This is a genomic window from Amycolatopsis thailandensis (genome assembly GCF_042723255.1).
GTDB classification, from domain to species: domain Bacteria; phylum Actinomycetota; class Actinomycetes; order Mycobacteriales; family Pseudonocardiaceae; genus Amycolatopsis; species Amycolatopsis thailandensis.
In genome coordinates this window covers 1-18202 of sequence record NZ_JBHXJK010000088.1, presented here as the reverse complement: position 1 = coordinate 18202, position 18202 = coordinate 1, and the positions used below count along the sequence as shown (strand labels likewise).

Below are 18202 nucleotides of genomic sequence, written 5' to 3'. Positions count from 1 at the left end.
GATCCGGTCCACGCGCTCACACCTCGACCAGCATGGAGCTCCAGGCGGCGGCCGGGCTGTTGTTCATCACCAGGACGAGATCTCCGGGCTCGAACTGACCGGAGGTCACGCCCGCGTCCAGGTTGGCCATGACGTCGACCGGACCGAGATGGCCGTAACCGGCCAGGTTCCGCTCGCACACCTTCGCGATCTCGACGTCGAACGCCTCTTCGTAGAAGCGGAAGGCGCCGGTCGAGACGTTCTGCATGAGCACGTGGTCGACGTCGGACATGGCCAGCCCGTTCCGGTCGAGCACCAGCCGGTTGAGCCGGTCGAGCCGGTTGCGGCTCTCGATGGCCAGCTCGAACGAGTACCGCGCGGGATCGGCGCAGACCTCGCGCCAGTGTTCCGGCGCCAAGCCCCGGTACTCCACCCGGAACAGGTCCCAGAACCGGCCGTCGGTCTCCACGGCGACGTCCACGACGCGCAGCGCGGTGGCGAGGGGACGCATCAGCACCGCGAGCCCGGCGTCCCCGTTGACCGTCACCGGGAGCCGGATCCGGCCGGGGCCGGGTCGCACGCAGCCGTGCGCGATCACCACATTGCGCCAGTCCGAAGTGGACAGAAGCAGTGACCGGGCGGTCAGCAGCGCGGTCGAAATGGACGCGCACCCGAGGTCCGACACCGAGAACGACAGCGCCGAAGACAGGCCTGCCTCTTGCTGGACCCTAGTCGACTCGGAGGCCATGAGGTACTCCGGTGCCCGGCCGCCGATCAGCAGCAGCGCGTCGACGTCACCGGGCCGCAGACCGGTCCGGGCCAGCAACGCCCGCACCGCTTCGACCGCCAGGTCCGTCCCGTGGCGGTCGCCCGCGTCCGGCACGGACGCGATCCCGAAGCCGTCCACCAGCGTCCGGTCCGGCTCGGCGAGGCCGGCGTACTCGCCGAGGTCACGGATCGGCGTCCGGTCCGCGGGCAGCCACACCTCGATCGCGTCGATCCCGACCGCGGTCACGGTGTGCTCCCGGCAGCCCGGTCTCGCACGCTTTTCGGGGTGATGTCGGTCCAGACCTGTTCGATGTGGCCGAGGCAGTCCTCCCGGGTGCCGGTGTAGCCCACCGGCCGCCAGCCCGCCGGTGGTTCACCGGTCGCGGGCCAGACGGAGTACTGCTCTTCGTGGTTGATCACGACCTGGAATCGGTCTTCCTGCGGCACGGCTGCGGTCACAAGACCCTCCCGATGATGTCGGCGATCGCGGTGTGGTGCCGGCGCATCATGGTGAAGTGATCGCCGGGCACGGAGTGGACGGTGACCTCGCCGGTGACGAACTTGCGCCAGCCGAGGTCCTCGGCCCGGTCGTCCGGGCCCTCGAAGAGCGGCGACTCGGCCCGGATCACCGTCGCCGGGCCGGCGTACCCGGCCCACCGGTAGTCGAGCAGCGCGAGGTCGTTGGCGCGCAACACTTTCGTCATGGCGCCGATCTGGTGGCGGGTCATGGCCGTCGGCAAGCGCCCGGCCTCTTTGGCCGTCTTGACGACGGCCGTCAGCCGTTCCCGCTCGGACAGCCCGGCCAGCGCGCCGGTGTCGACGCGGAAGTCGGAGCCGGCGGTGAGCAGGTTGATCAGCAGCGCCGATTCCTGTTCCGGGGGCGGCCCGGGATCCAGTTCGGTGTTCGCGTCGATCAGCACCAGCGTCGCCACGCGGTCGCCCTCCGCGCTGAGCCGCCGGGCCATCTCGTACGCGATCACGGCGCCGAAGGACCAGCCGACGAGCCGGTACGGTCCCGTGGGCTGGACCTGCCGCAGTTCGCCGACGTACCGGGTGGCCATGGCCTCGACGGTCGGGTCCGGCTCCAGTCCGTCGTCGAGACCGACGGCGGGCACCCCGATGACCGGATGCCCGGCGGGCAACGCCCGCGCGAGTTCGAAATACGGCTGGACACCACCGCCGGAGGGATGCGGGCAGAACAGCGGCGGGTGCTCGCCCCCGGCCCGGATCGGCACCAGCCGCCCGGTGGCCGCCGGATCGTGCCCGGCGCTCGCGGCCATGAACCCGGCGAGGTCGCGGAGTGTCCGGTGCGCGTAGATGTCCCGCAGCCGCAAGCGCACGCCGAGTTCCCTGCGGATGTCGGCCAGCACCTGCAATGCCAGCACGGAGGTGCCACCGAGCTCGAAGTAGTCGGCGTCGGGCGGCACCTCGCCGACGCGCAGCGAACCGGTCCAGACCCGGGCGAGCGCCTGTTCGTAGTCCGCACGCGACGTCGGCGGCCGGTCGGGGCGCGGCGGCACGAGGCCGGGCGCCGGTCGCGCCGTGTCGCGCGGTGGAGGCGTGACCCAGCATCGCGTCGGTTCGAAGGAGTAGCCAGGCAAGGAAACCCGGCGTCGCCCGGTGCCCTCGTGCACGAGGTCCCAGTCCACGTCCACGCCCGAGACGTAGAGCTCCGCCACGCGGGCGAGCACGTCGTCGCCGCGCACCGAGTCCAGATCGCATACGACGAGATCGCCGCCGGGGTCGTCGCTTCCGTGCTCACCGTCGTCGGAGCGCATCGCCTCGGCCAGCGCCTCGGAAAGGCTCGATTCGCCGCGTGCGAGCTTCGCCAGCGCCAGGGAGCCCGACACCAGTGTCGTATCGATCCCCCAAGTCCTCATGAGACGCAGGAACGCGTGGTTCCGGGCAAACCACGCCGTCGTGTCCTCGTCCACCTCGTCCGGTGCGGCCCCGGCACACTCGGCGACGGCGGCCGCGTACACCGCGTACCGTCCGGCCAGCAGGTCCGCGTCGCGGGCGCTCGGCCCGGCGCCGGGAACGACCGTCCACATCGGACGGCGGGCGCCCGACGGTGCCGGGCCGCCCCGGCCGGCGCTCTTGCCCGCCCTGCGCAGACCGTCCAGCAGTCCGGCCCGGTCGCGCACGGGGAACGCCACCCGCCACGGCAGGTGGTCCCGGCCGCGGTTGAGGGTGTGCAGCACATCGCGGACGTCCAGTCCGGGGTCGTCCGCGATCCGCTCCCGTAACGCCGCGCAGACCCGGGCGACCGCGGGCCAGCCGCGACCGGACACCGTCGCCACACCGCCCGCCCATCCCGATGGCTCCCCGCCCGCGGGCGGTGCCGCCGGTGCCGACTCCAGGACGGCGTGCGCGTTGGTCCCGGCCAGGCTGAACGAGCTCACCCCGCCGAACAGCGGGCCGTCGTCGTCCGCCTTCCACTCGACGAGTTCGGTGGCCACCCGCACGCCCAGCCGATCGAAGTCGACGAGCGGGTTGGGGCGGGTGAAATGCAGGGACGGGTAGATCACCCGGTTCTGGATGCCCGCGACGACCTTGACCAGTCCGGCGAGGCCCGCGACGTGGTCGAGGTGGCCGATGTTGGTCTTCACCGAACCGATGACGCGGGATTCCCGGCCGGGTTCCGGCTCGCCGCAGGCCCGGGAGACCGCCTCCACCTCGATGAGGTCGCCCAGCCGCGTCCCGGATCCGTGCGCTTCCAGGTATCCGAGCTGCCCTGGCCGCAGACCGGCCTTCTCCCAGGCGTCGCGCAGCAGGTCCACCTGTGCGGCGGGACTGGGCGCGCTCAGCCCGTTGGACCGGTCGCCGTTGTGGTTCACCGCGGTCGAGCGGACGACGGCGTGCACGTGGTCGCGGTCCCGCACGGCGTCCGACAGGAGCTTGAGGACGAGCACCACGCCGCCCTCACCGTCCCCGGTGCCGTCCGCTGCGGCGTCGAAGGCCCGGCACCGGCCCGAGGCGGACACCACCTCGGCGTACCGGTCGTCGGAGGCGTCGGCGAACGTGCTGCGCACCGCGACACCGCCGACGACAGCCAGGCTCGCCTGACCGCCGCGCAACATGCCCGCCGCGAGGTCGAGCGCCACCAGCCCGGTCGAGCATCCGGTGTCGACCACCAGGGCCGGGCCCTGGGTGCCGAGCAGATGCGCGATCCGGCCCGGCAACACCGAGGTGCCCGTGCCCAGCAGGGTCAGCACCCCTTCGTCGGCCTCGGTCATCAGCTCCGCGTAATCCGAGCGCCCGCCCGCCATCACCACCGCGGTCCGGGTACCGCGGACGCTGCCGAGCGGATGACCGGAGTCTTCGATCGCCGCACAGGCCAGCTGGAGGCAGAGCCGGTGCTGCGGATCCATCAGCTCGGCTTCGCGCAACGGGATCCCGAAGAACTCGTGGTCGAACTCCTCCACGCCGGTCAAGGACGCGAGCGGCCGGTGGCGAAGGCCCGGGTCGGCGCCCGCGAGGCGCAGCCGCTCGGCAGGCACCTCCCGGACGCTGTCCTTGCCCTCGGCCAGATTCCGGTGGAAGCGCCGCAGCGAATCCGCGTCCGGCAACCGCACCGCCATGCCGGTGATCGCGATCGGCTCGGCAACGGGGGTCATGACGTCCTCCCCTGTCCGTCGACGAAGGCCGCGATCCGCCGCACCGTCGTCTGGTCGAACAGCTCGACCACCGACGGGGCGAGCGCGCCGAACTCCTCGCCGAGCCGTTCCGCGAGGCCGACCAGCAGCAGCGAGTTGCCCCCGGCGGCGAAGAACGGGGTGTCCCGGGCGACCTGCCCGGCTCCGGTGACGGCGAGCCAGATCTTCGCCACCCGCTTCTCGGTTCCGGACGACGGTGGCTCGCCGTCCGCGCCGTTGTCCTTGTCCGGCAACGGAAGCGCCGCTCTGTCCACTTTGGCGTTTCCGGTCAGCGGGATCTCGGGGACGGCGATCAGATACGCCGGGACCAGGGCGGCGGGCAGGACCTCGCGGAGATACCGGTCCACGACCGCGGGCTCGAACGCCGCCCCCGGGCGTGCGACGGCGTACCCCACCAGCGCGGGGCCGCCGCGCAGATCGGACCGCAGCAGGACGACGGCGTCGTCGACGTCCGGGTGGGCGCGCAGCGCCGAGGCGACCTCGCCGGTCTCCACCCGGAAGCCGCGAAGCTTGACCTGGCCGTCGATGCGGCCGAGGAACTCCAGCCTGCCGTCGGCGAGGAAGCGCACGAGGTCGCCGGTGCGGTAAAGCCGCGCGCCGCGTTCGCCGGAGAACGGATCGGGGACGAACCGCTCGGCGGTCAGCGCCGGCCGTCCGAGGTAGCCGCGGGCCAGCCCGGCGCCGCCGAGCAGCAACTCGCCCGGCACTCCCGCCGGCACCGGCCGCAGGCCGGGATCCACCACGTAGACCGTCGTGTTGCCGATCGGGCGTCCGATCGGCAACACGCCTTGACCGGGGCGCACCGCGTGCACGGGCTCGAACGTGGCGAACAGCGTCGACTCGGTCGGCCCGTACATGTGCAGCACCGCGTCACTGTCCACATGGTCCAGTGCGGCGGACACCGCCGCCGGGTCGACGACGTCGCCGCCGACGAACAGGGTCCGGATCGACGACAGCAGTTCCGGCGCGTGCTCGACGATCAGGTTCAGCTGGGGCGCGATGAGCTGCATCATGGTGACCGGGTGGGTGTCCACCGCGGCCCTGATCTGGTCCAGGATCGCGGAGGTTCCGGCGTCCCCCGGCGGGATCACGACCGCGCCGCCGTTGAGCAGGGGCCCCCACAGTTCGACCAGTGACGCGTCGAAGGTGAGCGGCGACAGGTGCAGGCACACGTCGCCGCGGCCGAACTCGTGGAAGCGGGCGCCGCGGACCAGCCGCCCGATCGAGCGCTGTTCGACCCCGACGGGGTTGGGCTTGCCGGTCGAACCGGACGTGTAGACGACATGCGCGAGGGTGCGGCCGTCGGCCAGCCGGGGCGGGTTCCCGGTGGCGGGCGCGGACGTGATGTCCGCCCACGACACCGTCCCCGGCAAACCGGCCACCGCCTCGGACGACCTGGTGTCGGTGAGGACCACCGCGGCGCCGGAATCCGCGACGAGCAGGCGCAACCGCTCCGGCGGATGGTCGGGCGCGAGCGGCACGTAGGCCGCGCCGGATTTGAGCACGCCCAGGATCGCGGCGATCGCCTCCGGGGAGCGGCGCAGGCACAGCCCGACCCGTGATTCCAGGCCGATCCCCCGCGCCAGCAAGCCGTGCGCCACCGTGTTCGCGAGCGAGTTCAGCTCGGCGTACGACAAGACGCCGCCGTCGTGGTGGACGGCGGGCGCGTCCGGGGCCGACGCCACTTGCTCCTCGAACAGCTCCTGGATCGATCGGTCCGGGAACGGGGTCCGGGTGCGGTTGACGTCCTCGACCAGGCGCGCCCGCTCGGCGCCGACGACCAAGGGGACGTCCAGCACCGGCCGGTCCGGTTCTTCGGCCAGCGCCGTCAGCGAGCGCACGAGGTAATCGGTGAGCCGGGCGATCGTGGTCTCGTCGAAGAGATCGGTGTCGTAGGTGACGATCGCCGTGAGCTCGTCGCCGCGTTCCCGGAAGGTGACCGCGAGCTCCCATTTCGCGACCCCCAGGAACGAGTCGGCCCGGGAGACGCGCAGCCCGGCGAACCCGGCCGGATCGACGACCCTGTCCAGCGCCACCGCGACCTGCGCGAGCGGGGTCCGGCTGAGGTCGCGGCCGGGTTCGAGCACCTCGGCGAGCCGTTCGAACGGCATGCCCTGGTGCTCCAACCCGTCCATGAAGGTGAGGAAGACCTGTTCCAGCAGGTCGGCGAAGCTGGGATTCCCGCCGAGATCGGTGCGCAGCACCAGTCCGTTGACGAGGAAGCCGAGCACGTTCTCCGCGGCGGGCAACGGCCGGTTCGCCACCTGCACGGCCACGGGCACGTCGTCCTGACGGGCCCAGCGGCCCATCGCCGCGGCGACGACGGCCACCAGCGCAATGTAGAAGGACACGTGCTGTTCCCGGCAGAGCGACCGCAACGCCGTGACCGTCGCCGCCGGCACCGGGATCCCGTACGCCGCGCCCCGGAACGCGGGGCGGGCCGGGCGCGGCCGATCGGTGCGGAGGTCGAGCGGGGTGAGCCCGGTGAGAACGTTCTTCCAGTAGGCCAGCAACTCCGGCTCCGCGGCCGCCACGGCGTGCCGCTCCCACTCGGCGATGTCGCCGTGCTGCACGGGCAGTTCCGGCAGCACCGGCTCGCGGCCGTCGGTCAGCGCCGAGTAGCAGACCGCCAGCTCGGCCAGCAGCACGTCCTCGGACCAGCCGTCGAACACCGCGTGGTGCACGGAAAGCGCGAGCAGGTGCGCACGCGCTCCGACGCCGCGCAGCGAGGCGCGCAACGTCGGCCCGGCACTCAGGTCGAACGGCTCCTGGCCTTCGCGGATCGCGTCGAGCCGCGCGGACTCCCATGGATCCTCACCCGCGTCCGGCACGACCGGGAGCACCGGCATCGGGGGGTGGTTCTCCGGCGCGCCGACGGGCCGGACCCGCTGGCGGAGTTCCGTGTCGTGGACCAGCGCCGTGCGCAGGCTCTCGTGCCGGTCCACGAGCCGCCACACCGACTCCCGCAACGCGGCGACGTCCAGCTCTCCTTCGATCCGCAGGAGGATGAGGTAGTTGTAGGCGAAGCTGTCCGGGAAGAACCGTTGCAACGGCCACAACCGGCGCTGCGCGAACGACGCGGGCAGCAGGACGCGGCCGTCTTCGTCCGGCCGCCGGGGCAGCCGCACGGGACCCGCCGTGGCGATGTCCCCGGGCACGAGGTCAGTCACGAGCTCCACCTCCCCCGGAGGCGTCGAGCGCGGTGGCCAGGCTCGCCACCGTCGGATTCCGGAACAGCAGCCGCAACGGGATCTCGCGGCCGACCGCGCGCCCCGCCCGCGCCACGACCCGCAGCATCGTCAGGGAATGGCCGCCGAGGTCGAAGAAGTCCTCGTGTACGCCGACCCGCTCGGCCCCGAGCACCTCGGCCCACACCTCGGCGAGCGCCTTCTCCAGCGGGGTGCTCGGTTCGTCCGCGTCATCGGTCCCGGCGCGAGGGCCGGCGGGCGCGGGCAAGGCCGCGCGGTCGAGCTTTCCGCTGGCGTTGAACGGGAGTTCGGCCAGCACCGTGATCGACGACGGGACCGCCGCCGCGGGCACCTCGCCGCGCAGGAATTCCCGCAGCCGCGCGGGATCCGGGTCCGCTCCGGCGGTGGCGGGCGTGACGTAGCCGACCAGCGACGGGGACACCCCCGGCATCGACCGGTTCAAGACCACCGCGGCCTGTCCCACCGTCGGATGCGCCCGCAACGCGGTCACCACCTCGGCGGGTTCGACCCGGGTGCCCCTGATCTTGACCTGGTCGTCCATCCGGCCGAGGAACTCCAGGTCGCCGCTCGGCAGCCAGCGGCCGAGGTCGCCGGTGCGGTACAGCCTCGCCCCCGGCTCGGGAGCCCAGGGATCCGGCGCGAACCGGTCCGCGGTGATCGCGAGCCTGCCGGGGTAACCGCGGGCCACCGCGACGCCGCCGATGCAGATCTCGCCGGGGACGCGCGCCGGGGCCGGGTTGAAGTCGTCGTCCAGCACATAGGCCCGGATATGCGCCAGTGGCTTGCCGATCAACGCGACCGGCGAGTCGCTGTGGCCGGGGTAGATCCAGCCGCTCGCGGTGATGGTCCCTTCGGTGGGGCCGTAGCTCACGACAGCCCGCACGTGCGGCACGACCTGGTGCCATTGGGAGAGTTGTTCGGTGGTCACGACGTCGCCGCCGACGGTCACCAGGCGCAGGCTGCCCGTCCTCGCCACGGGATCGGGATGGGCGATCAGGGTGCGGACGACCTCCCAGCCGTACTCCGGCAGCAGTTCCATCACCGTGACGCCGTGCGCGCACACCACGTCGAGCAGCTTGTCCGGACTCCACACCTCCTGGTCGCGCAGCAGCACCGTCGCACCGGTCAGCAGCGGGGTCAGCGCCTGCTCCAGCGAAGCGTCGAAACCGATCGACGAGAACTGGAGGACGACGTCGTCCGCGTGGATCTCGTACAGCCGCTGGATGCTGCGGCAGTTGGTCGCGACCGAGGCATGTGTGATCGCGACCCCCTTGGGGGTACCGGTGGAGCCGGAGGTGTAAACGAGATACGCCAGGTCTTCCGGGTGTTGCGCGCGGGCGGGCGCCGGCGGCAGCGACGGACCCGTGGTCCGGCCGTCCACGCACAGGGCGAGCCGCCGGTCGCCCGACAGACCGGGCGCGTCCAGCCGGGAAAGCAGCGCCTGCTCGGTCACCACGGCACTCACCCCCGCGTCGTCGAGCATGAGCCGAAGCCGCCGGTCGGGCAGTGCGGGATCGAGCGGGAGATAGACGCCGCCCGCGCGCAGCACGGCCAGCAACGCGACCACCAGCATCTCCGAGCGGTCCAGGAACACCCCGACCACTCGTTCCGGTCCGATGCCCTCGGCACGCAGCCGTCGCGCCAGCGTTTCCGCGGCCTGGTCCAGTTCCTCGTAGCTCAGCGTCACGTCACCGCAGACGACCGCCGCCGCGGCACCACGGCGCCGGATCTGCTCTCCGATCAGTTCGTGGACGAGGCCGGACACCGTGGGCGCCGGAGGCGGGCTGTAGCGGTCCACGATCTCGGCGCGCGCGGCGGGGCTCAGCGGGTGCACCGAACCCACCAGGGCCGCCGGGTCGGCGGCGAGCGTGTCGAGGATGGTGAGAAAGCCTTCCGCGATGTCGCGCACCGCGTCCTCGTCGAGGTGGTCGCGCTGGTGCTCGAACACGACCCGCGGTGTCTCGCCGAGCCACACCGTGACGAACAGCGGGTAGCCGGTCCGCCCGAACCGGCGGACCAGGTCCATCCGGAGCTCTCCAGCCGACCACCGGTCGTCGCTCGAACCCGGGTAGTTCTCGCAGACCAGGACCGAATCGAACAGTCGCGTGCCGGGTTCCAGCCCGGTCGCGGCCTGGAGTTCCGCCAGCGACTCCCCACCGTGTTCGCGGGCCGCCGCCAGCCGTTTCTGGTTCGCCCGCAGCCACTCGACGATCGTCGCGTCGCGATCCACCCGGACCCGGGCCGGGATGGTGTTGATCAGCAACCCGATCGGCTGCTCGTCTTCGGGGACGTCGGGCGGCCGCACCGAGACGGTCGAGCCGAACACGACGTCGCGGCTCCTGGTGTAGTGGCCGAGCAGCAGCCCCCAGGCCGTGTGGAACACCGTGGCCTGGGTGACTCTGGCCCGCTTGCACAGCTCACGCAGGGCGGTGGTCCTGGTCCCGTCGAGCAGCACGCTGTGCTCGCCGGTTCCCGGTTCGGCGCGGCGGCCGGCCATCTCGGGGAGCGGCACGCCACCGGTGAAACCGCTCAACTCGGTACGCCAGAAGGCAAGGGACGCCGCGGAGTCACTCGATCGGACCCCGACGGCGAAGTCGCCGAATCGCGGCGCGGGCCGTTCCGGTCCGGGATTCCCGGCGTAGGCGGTGGCCAGCTCCTCCAGGACCAGCGTCCGGCTCCAGCCGTCCATCAGGATGTGGTGCGACGTCCACAGCACCAGATGCGCCGCGTCCGCGACCCGGATGACGGTGATCCGGCTCAACGGCGCGGTGTCGAGCCGGAACCCGCGTGCCTGATCCGCTCGCAGCACCGCGTCGAACCGCGCGTCCTGCTCGGCCTGGCCGAGCAGACTCCAGTCCAGGACGGTCAAGGACAACGGCACGTCCGGGAGGACGACCATGCGGGGCTCCGGCAGATCCCGCCACCGGATCTCGGCGCGGAAGACCGAATGCCGCCGGATCACCGACCGCCACGCCGCCCCGAAGGCGTCGATGTCCAGCTCGCCCTCGACACGGAACAGATGCTGCACGAGGTCGGCGTCGTTCTCGGGATCGCGCAGCGCGTCCACGAGCATGCCGCTCTGCAAGGGGGTCAACGGCCACGAGTCCTCGGCCGTACCCGGTCCGGCGTCGGTCATCCCACCGGCCTCGAGGTGTAGAACCCCCAGTAGCCCGCCTGCTCCATGATCGGGCCGGTGCCTTCCGGCTGGCGGGTGAACCCGGTGAACCGGTCCGACCGGTACGCCTCCAGCGCGACCGGATAGGCCAGCAGGATGGTGGGCACGAGGTCGTAGTACCGGGCCTGCGCCTGCTTCACGATCTCGGCGCGGGCCGCCGGGTCCATCTCGGCCAGCTGCCGTTCGTAGAGGACGTCGAACTCGTCGTCCGCGAGGAACGAGGCGCTCACCGTGGTGTCGCGGTCCGAGGGCAGGCTCTTGCTGGTCTGCCTGGCCAGGATCCAGTCGGGGTCGGGCGGGCTGCCCCAGCCGGCGACGGTGAGATCGAACCGGCCGCTGTTGTACTCCTCTTCGTAGTCGTCGTCGGGCAGGCCGATCGACTCGACGCCGATGCCGAGTTCGCCGAGCCAGCCGCCGATGTGGCCCGCCGCGCGCTCGTGGTAGTCCGTGCCCAGCCGCCAGAGCAGCCGGAATCGCAACGGATCGCCGTCGGGGCCGGTCCGCCTGTCTCCTCGCAGGCGATAGCCCGCGGCGTCGAGCTCTTCACCCGCCCGCTTCAGATCGAACCGGTACCGCTGTTCTTCCGACGGTTCCCAGTGATAGTCCGGGAAGATGGCCGGCACGATGCCGCCGGGCGGACGACTGAAGCCACCGTAGACGCCGTCCCGGATCGCCTCGACGTCGATGGCCTTCGCGAGCGCCTTGCGCACCCGGATGTCCCGCAGCGCGGGATGACCGTCGCCGATCGGCTGCCGGTCCCGGTTCAGCGCGCCGAGGTTGAGCATCAAGTGGTTGTAGCGACGGCTGTCCGCTTCCACGACGGTGACGCCGTCGGCGGCCGAAAGTTTCCGGTGCTGCGTGAAGGTCACCCGGTTGACGACATCGACCTCGCCCGCGCACAACGCGTCGACGGCATCGTCCGCGCTCGCGAAGAAGATGAGGTGGATTTCGTCGATCGCCGCGCGGCCACGCCAGTAGCCCGGATTCGCCTTCAGGACCGTGACGTCGTCCTTGCGGTGCTCAGCGACCAGGAACGGGCCGCTGCCCACCCCGACGATCTCGACGGACTCGCCGAGCGGGTCGTCCATGTCCTCGACCGCGCGCCAAACGTGCTCCGGGACGATCGGCACGTCGAGCGCGGTCATGCTGGCTTGCGGCGCCTTCGTCCGGAACCACACCGTGTCGTCGCCCTCGGCCTCGACACTCACGAAGTTCTCGACGTAACTGCCGTTCGCCTCGGCGGCCACTTCGTCCGACATGATCTTGGCGAAGGTGAACGCCACGTCGCGCGCGGTCAGCGGCGTGCCGTCCGACCACGTCAAGCCCTGACGGATCACGCACTTCCAGGTCAGCTTGTCTTCGGAAGGCGTCAACGATTCGGCGACCCCGCTCGTGGGCTTGAAATCGACCGGCGACGGCGGCGTGAGGAATTCCCAGCACAGCCTGCCGATCATGGCGCCTGCCTCTTTGACCGCCCGAAACGGATTGACGTGGTCGATTCTCTGCGACAGGGCAACACGCAATATCGAATGCCCAAGGTCGCGTTCCTCAGCAGCCACCACACCCCGGCCCTTCTCAATTCGGGTACGCCTCGATTCACTTCAACCCAACCAGGATCCGGCGAGATCCGTCAACGCCGGTCAAGCGGCACCGATCGCCCGGCGCGCAGCACACGGCAATTACCGGATCGAAAGGGAAACAGAGTGCCATTCAAAGGCACGGAACGAGCGCGGCCGTCAATTCGCCGCACTCTTTTCACGCTTCGTCGCTCACGCCCGGCAGGGCGGTTCAGCGGCCGAGCGGTTTCGCGACGTCTTGGGGGACGTCCCCTTCGCGGACGCGCTGTTCCAGCCGGGCGACGAACCGCTGCCAGTCCGCCACGCAGTGCCGGGCGAGTTCGACGACCATGCCGGTGCAGTGCTGCGGCACGTTGTCCGCCAGGCTGAGCCAGCTCTCCTCCCCGCCCGCGTGCGGGTTCAGCGATTGCAGCAACGCCCGGCCGGACTCGGCGAACCGCAATGACGGGTCCGCCCGCAATCGACGCAGGACCGTCGCCCGGTCCCAGACCGGGGATTCTTCGGCGGGGCCGTCGATCCGGGCCGGCTCGGTCCGCTGTCCACTCGGGACCAGATCGTCGCCGCAGCGCAGGCGTCTGCGCACGTCCTTCACGGTGGTCGTCGAGATCCCCGCCGCGCGGGCGACCTCCTCGACCGGGGTGTCCGGGTTCGCGACCAGGAGCTCGCCCGCCCGGCGCCTGCCCTCGACGCCGTTGAGCGGCCGGACTCTGCCGTCCCTGCCGACCCGCGCGGTCAAGTGGGGATTTTCCCCAGTCGACCGGCGCCGGATCGCGCCGACGGTCTTGTGCGCGAGACCGGTGAGGGCCGCGATCGCACGGTCCGACCATTCGCCGTGGGTGCCGATGATGCGTCTGGCGGCGGCTTTCCGGTCGGCCAAGGCGAGCGACAGGCCGTGCGCGATGTTCGCTTTCACGGCGAGCAGGAACGCGTCGTCCGCGCTGCCGTCGAAGAACCGCACCGCGATGGTCGATTCGCCCCGTGCCTCCGCGACGCGGATCCGATGCATGCCGTCGATCACCCGCATCGTCGCGCGGTGCACGATGATGGGCGGCAAGGCGACCTCCCAGGTCGCCAATTCTCTTACGTGCGCCGGATCCTCGCCCGCTGTCCGCGGCGAGTCGGCGGGCAGCAGCGAGTCGATGGGCACCCGCACCACCTCTTGGCCGAGATGCCCTGGGACGGTGGCCGGCTGCTCCGCGGCGACTGGTTCCGGACGCGCTCGACTCTGCATCTCCTTGCCCCCCACAGCATTGATCGCGAACACGACGGCTCGGCGCCATCCTCGAATTCGAAATCTTTCGGACGCGGGCGATATCACCGGAGGACGACGGACGGCGAACGATGCGGGTGACCTACGGATATCTTGGTCAGCGCGGCTTCAGACAATGAAACGACCGTCCTTCCCCCAGTGGGCTGCCGTTCTCAAACCGATTGAGTGGACCGCCCGGATGCCATGGAACCAGCCGGACGACTTTGCGGGCAAGGGGAATACAACGAAAGCACCAACGAGAGGACGTTAGAACGTTCAGGGTGACTCCCTGTCATGGAAGTGCACCCGATAAGACTCCTGGAGTACCACCGCGACCCGATGCGGCGGACGCGAAGAGCATCCGACCTTTATCGCCGATTTGCGCGGATAAAGGACGCGGTGGTACCAGTGTGAAGGATGTGGCTGATGGGGCGCCTGTGCCGGTTATTCCGGCGAAGGCCGGTAGTTCGGGTTCTCCCAGACGAACGTGACCTTGTTGCCCGCCGGATCCGCGGCCTCCGTCAGTTTGACGAAGTCGTAGTCCTGGATCGGACCGCATGTCACGTCCTGGGCCTCGAGCGCGCCGACGGTCTCGTCGATGTCGTCGACGACGATGACCACGGTGCTCCTGCCCGCGGCCTCGGGGGCGTGCGCGACCTGGATCCCCGCGTTCCCGGCGATCCGCCACTCGGCCACGCCTTCCATGGGTTCGGCGTCGGGCCGCCGCCCGATCCAACGCTCGTACCACGCGACCGCGGCGGAATGGTCGGCGACCGGCAAAACGGCGTAAACATCCTTGAAACCCGGCACGGCGAGTCGTCCTTTCAGGAATCACGAAGTCACGATCAAGCAGTTCATGACCACTTTAGGACGACAAAGCTCTCCCGCGGTTCCGCTCAGCGGCCGCGGAATCGCGCGGCCAGCGCGGCGATCGGCGACCGCTTCGCCCGGACCGGAAGCCTGCCGGAGGTGATGTCGTCCAGCAGGGTCGCCACGGTTTCCCCGGCGCAGGTGCGGTTCGCGCCGATCCCGCCCGAGGGGCCGCGTTTGATCCAGCCGACGACGTACGCGCCGGTGCTTCCGTCGACCCGGCCGGCGGTGTTCGGGATCGTGCCGCGGTCGTCGTCGAACGGGAGGCCCGGCACGGGGACGCCCCGGTATCCGACCGCGCGCACGACCTGGCCGGCGGCGATCTCGACCGGCCCGTCCGGGCTTGTGACGCGCAGGCCGCGCACCTGCGTGTCCCCGATGATCCCGGTGGGCGCGGAGTGGAAGCGCAGGACGATGCGGCGTGAGTCCGCGTCCGGCGGCGTGGTCCAGTCGACGGTCTCGCGGTCGAGTTCGCGCAGCAGCTTCGCCTTGCCGGTGCCCGCGTCGATCGCGGTCGTGGTGCGCGGGTCCGCGTCGTCGACGACGAGCGGAACACCGGTGCGCCCGGACAGCGCGAGCAGTTCCGGGGAGGTGTAGGCGGCGTTCTCCGGTCCGCGCCGGGCGAGCAGCACGACTTCCCGGATTTTGCTGCTACGCAAGCGTTCCAGCGCGTGCGGAGCGATCGTGGTCCCGGCAAGGGTGTCCGGGTCGGCGGTGAGGATCCGGGCCACGTCGAGGGCGACGTTGCCGGTGCCGACCAGCACGACACGTTCCGCGGACAGGTCCACCGCGTTCGCGGGGACGTCCGGGTGCCCGTTGTACCAGCCGACCACGGTGGTCGCGGCGATGCTGCCGGGCAGCTCCTCGCCGTCCAGGCCGAGGCCGCGCGCGGACGAGGCGCCGACCGCGTAGACGACGGCGTCGTGGCGGCCGGCCAGTTCGTCCACGGTGACGTCGCGGCCGACCTCGGTGCCCAGCCGCAGCCGCAGCCTCGGGTGCTCGTGAAGTCGCGAGAACGTCTCGCCGATCCGCTTCGTGGCGGGGTGATCCGGGGCGACGCCGAAGCGGACGAGCCCGCCCGCGACCGGCAGCCTGTCGATCAGGGTGACCCGCGCGTTCGTGTGCAGGAGCAGGTCCTCGACGGCGTACATACCCGCCGGGCCGGTGCCGACGACGGCGATGTCCGGCGGCGCGAAGTCGCTCGGGATGGCCCTGTCGAACGTCGGCGGGCTCCAGCGGTGGAAGTTCGGCGCCGGGTCGGCGGAAGAGACGACCTCACGGTCCGCGTAGTACTCCGCGTTGATTCCCGCGTAGACCTGGAGCGGTCCGGTCAGCAGATCCGCCGGGAAGATCGCGTCCACCGGACAGGCGTCCGCGCAGGCCCCGCAATCGATGCACGAAGCCGGGTCGACGTAGAGCATCTCGGTGGTGCCGAAGTCGGGCTCGTCCGGGGTGGGATGGATGCAGTTGACCGGGCAGACCGACACGCAAGTGGCGTCGCTGCAACAGGTCTGGGTGATCGCGAAGGCCATGTCAGATCAGGTTCGCCCGCTTGTAGAACACCAGGGCGGGCTTGGTGAGCAGACCGCACGAGCCGAGGAACTCCATCAGCCCGGCACAGCTGGAGCGCATCATCGACTTGTGGTGCTCGTTGGCCTTCGCCTCGCGCAGCGCGCGCCCGGTGTCGAGTCCCGCGTTCTTGTAGACGTCGCGATTGACCATGCTGCTGACGATGAAGTACGACGCGATCGCGATGACCAGCGCGTTGATCCGGCGGCGCACGGGGCCCGCGCCCTCCAGCTGCTCACGGGTCTCTTCCCGGGCGAACTTCATGTGCCGGGACTCTTCGACCACGTGGATGTTGTTGATGGTGCGCACGAAGGGAACCACGCGCTCGTCACGCATCCAGTCGCGCTGCATCACGTCGAGGACCTCTTCGGCGACGAGGATCGCCGCGTACGCCGCTTCGCCACTGGCCGTCGCCTTGAAGACCCGGCCGAGCTCGACGGCGAGCTTGCGCGGGCGGTACGGGGGCGCGCCGAGCTTCTCCGCGCCGCGGGCGAACATGATCGAGTGACGGCATTCGTCGGCGATCTCGGTCAAGGCCCATTGGAAGGCCGGGTCGGTCGGGTCCTTGGCGTAGAAATCGCGCAGCACCATCTGCTGGAGGATCATCTCGAACCAGATACCGGTGCTCGCGACCGAAGCGGCTTCCTGGCGCGTGAGCTCCTTCTGCTGCTCCGTGCTCATCTCGGCCCAGTAGCTCGTGCCGTAGAGCGTGCTCCACTCCGGACTCGCGCCGTGGAAGTCCTTGTCCAGCGGCGTCTCCCAGTCCACCTCGGTGGCCGGGTCGTAGGACAGCATCGCGGACGAATCGAGCAGCCGCCGAGCGGTCTCGCGGCGGCCGTCCTCGGCCGTACCCGCGGTGCGAGGCACATCGGTGCTGGTCATACGGACCTCCCTGACAACGTCGGCTGGGTGTACGGTTTAAGCGTTACCGAGATTCACTGTTACCCAAGGTAACACCTAAATGGCCGTCAAGGCCACCCACCCCGCCGATCAGCGAGGAGACCCGACCTTGACCTCACCCAGCCGAGTCGGATCCTTCGAACACGACGGCCTCACCTTCGACGTGCGCGACACCGGTCCGCTGGACGGCACCGTCGTCGTCCTGCTGCACGGATTCCCGCAGACGAGCACTTCGTGGGCGGAGACCGCCGCGCTGCTCAACGAGCGGGGGTACCGCACGATCGCGCCCGACCAGCGCGGCTACTCCCCTCGCGCGCGGCCACGGGGCCGTTTCGCCTACCGGTCGAGCCGTCTCGTGGCCGACACCGTCGCGCTCATCGACACCATCGGCACCGGACCGGTCCACCTGGCCGGACACGACTGGGGCGCCAACGTCGCCTGGGCGACCGCGGCCCGGCGACCGGACCTGATCAGGTCCCTGACCAGCGTCTCGGTCCCCCATGCCGGGGCTTTCCTGCGCGCGATGCTGACCAGCGACCAGCTCGTCCGGTCGTACTACATGGCCCTCTTCCAGATCCCCTGGCTGCCCGAACGCGCCATGCGATCCCGGCCGCGGTTCCTGGACCGCACGCTCGCCAAAACCGGGATGACCCCGGCCCAGATCGCCCGGGTCCACCAGGAGATCGTGCTCGGCGGCGCGCTGACCGGCGGGCTGAACTGGTACCGCGCGATGTTCCTGCAACGTCCGACGGGCCTGCGTGGCCGGGTTCCCGTGCCGACCACCCACGTCTGGAGCGACGGCGACACGGCCCTCTCCCGCCGGAGCGCCGAGCTCGCGGGCGAGTACGTCGACGGCGAGTACCGGCTCGAGATCCTGACCGGCGTCAGCCATTGGGTTCCCGAAGAGGCCGCCACGACACTGGCCGCCATCATCGACCGCACCGCTACAGCTGCGGGCGAACTTTCCTGAAGCAAGCGGTCGTGCGCGGCGTATGTGGCGATCCGCTGGTCCAGTCGGGTGCTTCGCGTGGCTGCTTGGACGAGACGTGTGATCAGACGGACGACACACGTGATCGGCTGGACGACACATCCACACGGCCGCCTTCACCACGAGGCGTCCCTCCAATCACACGTGCCGTCCATCCAGTCACGTGTGTCGTCCGTCTGATCACGGGCGACCGCCAGACCAGCGGGGCGGAGGCGGCGGGGGGTTGGTGGAGGCTTTGGAAATATAGATTGTTTTATTTTTT

Annotated in this window: 11 protein-coding genes; 1 reads left to right on the top strand and 10 read right to left on the bottom strand. The window is 70.7% G+C overall.

Annotated elements, in window-relative coordinates; genetic code table 11:
* Positions 1 to 16: 16 nt before the first annotated feature.
* From ACFWMR_RS29065 to ACFWMR_RS29020, 10 genes are all read right to left on the bottom strand, one after another.
* Complete coding sequence (locus ACFWMR_RS29065; protein ID WP_378380681.1) at positions 17 to 994, bottom strand: ketoacyl-ACP synthase III family protein; 978 nt, start codon at positions 992 to 994, stop codon at positions 17 to 19.
* Positions 991 to 1206, bottom strand: coding sequence for an MbtH family protein (locus tag ACFWMR_RS29060; protein WP_093932206.1), 216 nt, complete (start codon positions 1204 to 1206; stop codon positions 991 to 993). The genes ACFWMR_RS29065 and ACFWMR_RS29060 overlap by 4 nt, the downstream gene beginning before the upstream one ends.
* Positions 1203 to 4364, bottom strand: coding sequence for a beta-ketoacyl synthase N-terminal-like domain-containing protein (locus ACFWMR_RS29055; RefSeq protein WP_378380680.1), 3162 nt, complete (start codon positions 4362 to 4364; stop codon positions 1203 to 1205). Before ACFWMR_RS29055 ends, ACFWMR_RS29060 begins: the two co-directional genes overlap by 4 nt.
* Complete coding sequence (locus ACFWMR_RS29050) at positions 4361 to 7573, bottom strand: non-ribosomal peptide synthetase (protein ID WP_378380679.1); 3213 nt, start codon at positions 7571 to 7573, stop codon at positions 4361 to 4363. Before ACFWMR_RS29050 ends, ACFWMR_RS29055 begins: the two co-directional genes overlap by 4 nt.
* Positions 7566 to 10748 carry an amino acid adenylation domain-containing protein gene (locus ACFWMR_RS29045; RefSeq protein WP_378380678.1) on the bottom strand — a complete coding sequence of 1061 codons (3183 nt, stop codon included), beginning with the start codon at positions 10746 to 10748 and terminating at the stop codon, positions 7566 to 7568. Before ACFWMR_RS29045 ends, ACFWMR_RS29050 begins: the two co-directional genes overlap by 8 nt.
* Entirely contained in the window at positions 10745 to 12241 is a 1497-nt protein-coding gene (locus ACFWMR_RS29040; RefSeq protein WP_378380677.1) for an ABC transporter substrate-binding protein, read from the bottom strand. The genes ACFWMR_RS29045 and ACFWMR_RS29040 overlap by 4 nt, the downstream gene beginning before the upstream one ends.
* A gap of 334 nt (positions 12242 to 12575) precedes the next feature.
* A complete protein-coding gene (locus tag ACFWMR_RS29035; RefSeq protein ID WP_378380676.1) occupies positions 12576 to 13595 on the bottom strand; it encodes a streptomycin biosynthesis protein in 1020 nt (339 codons plus the stop codon).
* Between the two features lie 462 nt (positions 13596 to 14057).
* Positions 14058 to 14423, bottom strand: coding sequence for a VOC family protein (locus ACFWMR_RS29030; RefSeq protein WP_093932202.1), 366 nt, complete (start codon positions 14421 to 14423; stop codon positions 14058 to 14060).
* Positions 14424 to 14509: 86 nt separating this feature from the next.
* Positions 14510 to 16015 carry an FAD-dependent oxidoreductase gene (locus tag ACFWMR_RS29025; protein WP_378380675.1) on the bottom strand — a complete coding sequence of 502 codons (1506 nt, stop codon included), beginning with the start codon at positions 16013 to 16015 and terminating at the stop codon, positions 14510 to 14512.
* 1 nt (position 16016) lies between these two features.
* Positions 16017 to 16934: an AurF N-oxygenase family protein gene (locus ACFWMR_RS29020; RefSeq protein ID WP_378380674.1), complete on the bottom strand. Its 918-nt coding sequence runs from the start codon at positions 16932 to 16934 to the stop codon at positions 16017 to 16019.
* A gap of 79 nt (positions 16935 to 17013) precedes the next feature.
* Here ACFWMR_RS29020 and ACFWMR_RS29015 point away from each other — a divergent pair, with 79 nt between their 5' ends.
* Complete coding sequence (locus ACFWMR_RS29015) at positions 17014 to 17922, top strand: alpha/beta fold hydrolase (RefSeq protein ID WP_378380673.1); 909 nt, start codon at positions 17014 to 17016, stop codon at positions 17920 to 17922.
* The last annotated feature ends 280 nt before the right edge of the window (positions 17923 to 18202 follow it).